Raw genomic sequence first — 5,425 nt, forward strand, 5'->3', positions numbered from 1 at the left:
GAACCCGTGTTACCGCCGTGAAAAGGCGGTGTCTTAACCCCTTGACCAACGGACCTGAGTTGGTTTTTTCAACTCTTACTATTATACCGACTTTTTCTAACTTGTCAACACTTTTTTAAACTTTTTTCAAGTTAAGTAAAAAGAGCCAGAATTGTACTGACCCTTCTATTGCTCTTTAAACTTAGAAGCACGTTCTTCTCCCCACCAATAAGGGATTAGTTCTGCGACTTTCACTGTCTTTCTTGTAGCGTAGTCCATCATGAATTCTGCATCTTTATTTTCAGCATTAAGTTCTAAAAGGAATTCTCTACAAGCACCGCAAGGCATGGCTGAACTTCCACCATAGGGTGGTTTGTCTCGAAAGGCCAATACTTTCTTAACCTTAGCTTGTCCTGAAAATTGGTACATATTAAAGAGTGCTGCCCGCTCTGCACACAGATGGAAAACACCACAGGTTCCCTCCATACAGAAACCTGTAAATACTTGCCCATCTTCTGCTTCTACTGCGGCTACAACATGGTTGGCGTAGACAAAGTCTGATACTTCATGTGGATTGTATAGTTTCTGTGCTTCTTCGTACATCTTTTCCCAGATGTCCATTGTTGCATCCTTCTTATTTAGAGATTTCTTTTAGCATGTTTTCGATATGCTGAATTGATTTTTCACGTCCAAGCAAGAAAATTGTATCTGGTAATTCTGGTCCGTGCATTTCACCTGAAACAGCAATACGAATTGGCATGAAAAGATTTTTCCCTTTAATACCTGTTTCTTTTTGAACAGCTTTGATTTGTGGGAAGATATTTTCTGTTACAAATTCATCATCTGTCATTGCTTCAAGTTTTGCTTTGAAGGCTTCAAGAACTGTTGGAACTGTTTCACCCGCCATAACTTCGCGCTCTGCTTCTGTCAATTCTGGGAAGTCTGAGAAGAAAAGGTCTGTCAATGGAACAATTTCGTCAACTGACTTCATTTGTGGTTTGTAGAGTTCTACTAATTTTTCAGCCTTATCAGTCAAACGACCAGCCTCTTCAAGGAATGGTTTGGCCATTTCAAAGATAGTTTCTAGGTCTGCATTCTTGATATAATCATTGCTCATCCAGTCGAGTTTCTTCTGATCAAAGGCTGCTGGAGACTTGCTGAGACGATTTTCATCGAAAAGTTTAATGAGTTCTTCACGAGAGAAGATTTCATCTTCGCCACCTGGGTTCCAACCAAGAAGAGCAATGAAGTTAAAGACTGCTTCTGGTAAATAACCTTTTTTACGGTAGTCTTCGATAAACTGAAGGGTGTTGGTATCGCGTTTAGACAATTTTTTACCCGTTTCAGAGTTGATAATCAAAGTCATATGACCAAACTCTGGAGCTTCCCATCCGAGTGCTTCATAGACCATGAGCTGTTTTGGTGTATTGGCAATGTGGTCATCTCCACGAATGACGTGAGAGATTTGCATATCATGGTCATCAATGACAACGGCAAAGTTGTAAGTTGGGTAACCGTCTTTCTTTTGGATGACCCAGTCACCACCGATATTGCCACCTTCAAATTCGATATCACCTTTGACCATATCATGCCACTTATAGATACCAGATTCATTAACTGCCAAACGAACCGTTGGGATGATACTTGCTGCTTCACGTTCTGCGATGTAAGCTGCTTTCTCTTCTTCGCTCATGCCGAGGTATTCGTTGATGTAGCGAGGTGTTTCACCCGCTGCTTCTTGGCGTTCACGTTCCGCTGCCAACTCTTCTTCTGTAACGTAAGATTTGTAGGCTTTTCCTTCAGCTAGCAATTGGTCGATGTATGTTTGATAGAGTTCCAAACGCTCTGATTGGCGGTAGTTTTCATGCGTTTCTGGACTTTCATCCCAGTCCATGCCCAACCAACGAAGGTTTTCCAGCTGTGAACGTTCTCCGTCTTCGACGTGACGCTTACGGTCAGTATCTTCGATACGGATGATAAAAGTTCCACCATGGTGGCGTGCATACAAATAGTTAAACAATGCTGTACGAGCATTTCCGATGTGTAGTAGTCCGGTTGGACTTGGTGCATAACGCACACGAATATCTTTTGACATAGTTTCTCCTGTAAAGTCTATAGGCATCTGCCTTTTTGCTCTCTATATTATATCACAAGTCTTGCCAGAGTCCAATTTCTCTTTTCAAGAAAAAGCAAAAAGAGTGGTTTTACCACTCTTTCAGATTGAAGACAAAGTCCTTAGAACTCCAGTTTCTAAGGGCTTTTCTTTTTGTAAAGTCGTATAATAGAGCCAGAAGAGTTGTGAGGTGTTCCCTATGTTTCACAAAGAAAAACCTGATTATAATCGTAAGCAATATGGTTTCTATACAATAGACGAATTGGTCCCAAAAGATCACTTTCTTCGACAAGTTGATTCAAAAGTTGATTTTGACTTTATCTATGATTTAGTAAAAGATACCTATAGTCCAGATAAGGGTCGTCCTAGTCTTGATCCCGTCATGTTAGTCAAAATTCCTTTGATTAAATGTTTTTATGGAATCCGTTCCATGCGCCAAACCATTAAAGAGATTGAAGTTAACGTGGCCTATCGTTGGTTTCTTGGACTAACTTTAGATGATAAGGTCCCTCATTTTACTACCTATGGAAAGAATTACAGCCGTCGTTTTCAAGATAAAGAACTCATTTCTGAGATTTTTTCCCAAGTTCTCAGCCAAGCTTTGTATGCTGGCTTAATTGATCCTTCTGAAATATTTGTGGATGGTACCCATATCAAAGCGGCGGCTAATAGTCACAAGTACCGTAAGGAAATGGTAGACCAACAAGCTAAATTTATGAGTGAACAATTGGCAGTTGAGATTGATTTAGATAGGAAAAAACACGAAAAAAAGTCCTTAAAGCCCGCAAAAGAAAGTGAGGCTAAGGAAAAGAAAATCTCAACAACAGATCCCGAGTGTGGTTGGTTTCACAAGGGCGAACACAAGGAAGTATTTGCCTATTCTGCTCAAGTTGCTTGTGATAAGCATGGTTGGGCCTTAGCTTATACAGTTGAAGCAGGAAATGTTCATGATAGTCAGGCTTTCCCTGCCCTATTTTCAAAGTTAGAGCCATTCTCGCCCCACTATATTATTGCGGATTCAGGTTACAAGACCCCAGCTATTGCCCATTATTTATTAGAGCGAAACATCATTCCTGTCTTTCCTTATACTCGTCCAAAAGGAGTAAAGGGGAACTTAAGGCCTAGTCGTTTTGTTTATGATGCAAGTTATGATCATTATGTTTGTCCAGAGAATCAAGTATTAAGCTATCGCACAACCACTCGAGAAGGCTACCGTGAGTATAAGAGTAATCCTAAAGTATGTGTTTCCTGTCCTTTATTATCCATTTGTACCCAAAGCAAGAATTTTCAAAAAGTAGTAACGAGACATGTCTGGAAAGATGCCCTTGAATTTTGTGAGGAGATTCGTCACCAAAGAGAAATGAAAGAGCTCTATAAGAAGCGCAAAGAAACAATTGAACGGCTCTTTGGAACGGCTAAGGAATACCATAATTTGAGATACACTAGAGAGAAAGGAAAGTCCAAAATGGAGGATCAGGTTGGGCTTACTTTGGCGTGTTTAAATATTAAAAAATTAGTGAAATGGATAGAGAATATCTCTTTTTATTTTTCTCAAATTCAGATTTTGGGATAGATTAGTAGGTGATAAGACAAAATATTTTTGAAAAGCAAAAAAGACAAATGCCAAAAATGACGTTTGTCTTCAATCTGAAAGAGTGGTTTTACCACTCTTTTTTATTCTATTATAGACGAGCATTTAGTTCTTTGCTCAATTCTTCAAATCCTGGCTTACCAAGAAGGGCAAACATGTTACGTTTGTAAGCTTCAACACCTGGTTGGTCAAATGGGTTGATCGCATTCAAGTAACCTGAAAGGGCGATAGCCAATTCGAAGAAGTAGATAGTGTATCCAAGAGTGAAGGCATCTTGCTCAGGAAGAGTCACGTACATGTTTGGCACGTCACCATCTGTGTGGGCAAGAAGAACACCGTCAGTTGCTTTTTTGTTTACAAAGTCAACGTCTTTTCCTTGAAGGTAGCCAAGTCCGTCAAGATCTTCTTCCAAAGTAGGGATAATCACGTTCTTACGTGGTTTATCTACACGGACAACTGTTTCAAACATGATACGAGTTCCTTCTTGGATAAATTGACCCAATGAGTGCAAGTCTGTTGAGAAGTTAGCTGAAGTTGGGTAAATCCCTTTTTGGTCTTTTCCTTCTGACTCACCAGCCAATTGTTTCCACCATTCTGAGAAGTATTGAAGTGATGGCTCGTAGTTTACCAAGATTTCAGTTGCATAACCTTTACGGTAAAGGATGTTACGAACAGCTGCATATTGGTAAGCTTCGTTTTCAGAGATTTTGTCTGAAGTATAGTCTTTACGAGCTGCGTTAGCACCTTCCATAAGGGCTTTGATGTCTGCACCTGACGCAGCGATTGGAAGCAATCCAACTGCTGTCAATACTGAGAAGCGTCCACCGATATCATCTGGAACAACAAATGTTTCCCAACCGTTAGCATCTGCTTCAACCTTAACAGCACCTTTTTGACGGTCAGTTGTTGCGTAGATACGTTTGTTAGCTTCTTCTTGTCCGTATTTCTTAACCAAAAGTTCTTTGAAGACACGGAAAGCAATCGCTGGTTCAGTTGTTGTACCTGATTTAGAAATCACGTTTACTGAGAAATCTTTATCTGCAACATACTCTACCAAGTCAGCAAGGTAAGTAGATGAGATAGAGTTCCCAGCGTAAAGGATTTGTGGTGCTTTACGTTCTTCTTTTGTTTGCAAGTTTGCAAAGTGGTGGTTCAAGAAGTCAATTGCTGCTTTAGCACCAAGGTAAGATCCACCGATACCGATAACAACCAAAACATCGCTGTCAGATTTGATTTGTTCAGCAGCTTTCAAGATGCGGTCAAATTCTTCACGGTCGTAGTTTTCAGGAAGGTCCAACCAACCCAAGAAATCGCTACCAGCACCAGTTCCTTTACGGATCAATTCGTCTGCTGCTGTAACTTGTGCTTGCATGTATTCCACTTCATGTGGTGCAACAAACTTGTCTAATACTTTTGAATAATCAAATTTAATATGTGACATAGTATTCCTCCAAAATTTCTTCTTTACTATCATAACGCTTACCAGCAATTTTTTCAAGTTTTTATACTGAATTTCCTCAAATTTTATCACAATTCAAACGTTTGCGTAAAATCTTACAAAATTAAAAAACTTGAAGAATTAAACCCTACGAAAAAAACGACTAGGATTCTAGTCGTTCAGATTGAAGACAAAGTCCTTAGAACACAAGTTTCTAAGGGCTTTTCTTTGTGTAAAGTCGTATAATAGAGGTAAGAAGAGTTGTGAGGTAATCCCTATGTTTCACAAAGAAAAACCTGATTAT

The 5,425-nt window shown here is 39.7% G+C and carries 4 protein-coding genes; 1 reads left to right on the forward strand and 3 read right to left on the reverse strand.

Features of this window, described 5'->3' with window-relative positions; translation table 11 throughout:
* Positions 1-165 precede the first annotated feature (165 nt).
* Both QM959_RS09315 and gltX read right to left on the reverse strand, forming a co-directional pair.
* Entirely contained in the window at positions 166-600 is a 435-nt protein-coding gene (locus QM959_RS09315; protein ID WP_414372847.1) for a cytidine deaminase family protein, read from the reverse strand.
* 13 nt (positions 601-613) lie between these two features.
* A complete protein-coding gene (gene gltX, locus QM959_RS09320; protein ID WP_414372848.1) occupies positions 614-2,074 on the reverse strand; it encodes a glutamate--tRNA ligase in 1,461 nt (486 codons plus the stop codon).
* A 217-nt stretch (positions 2,075-2,291) separates the two neighbouring features.
* On the opposite strand from gltX, the gene QM959_RS09325 reads away from it, so the two are divergent.
* Entirely contained in the window at positions 2,292-3,665 is a 1,374-nt protein-coding gene (locus tag QM959_RS09325) for an IS1182 family transposase (RefSeq protein WP_414372849.1), read from the forward strand.
* A 109-nt stretch (positions 3,666-3,774) separates the two neighbouring features.
* Here the strand turns inward: QM959_RS09325 and QM959_RS09330 are convergent, their stop codons facing one another.
* Positions 3,775-5,124, reverse strand: coding sequence for a glucose-6-phosphate isomerase (locus QM959_RS09330; protein WP_000018246.1), 1,350 nt, complete (start codon positions 5,122-5,124; stop codon positions 3,775-3,777).
* Between the last annotated feature and the right edge of the window lie 301 nt (positions 5,125-5,425).

It is taken from the genome of Streptococcus mitis (assembly GCF_047459985.1).
Lineage (GTDB): Bacteria > Bacillota > Bacilli > Lactobacillales > Streptococcaceae > Streptococcus > Streptococcus mitis_DZ.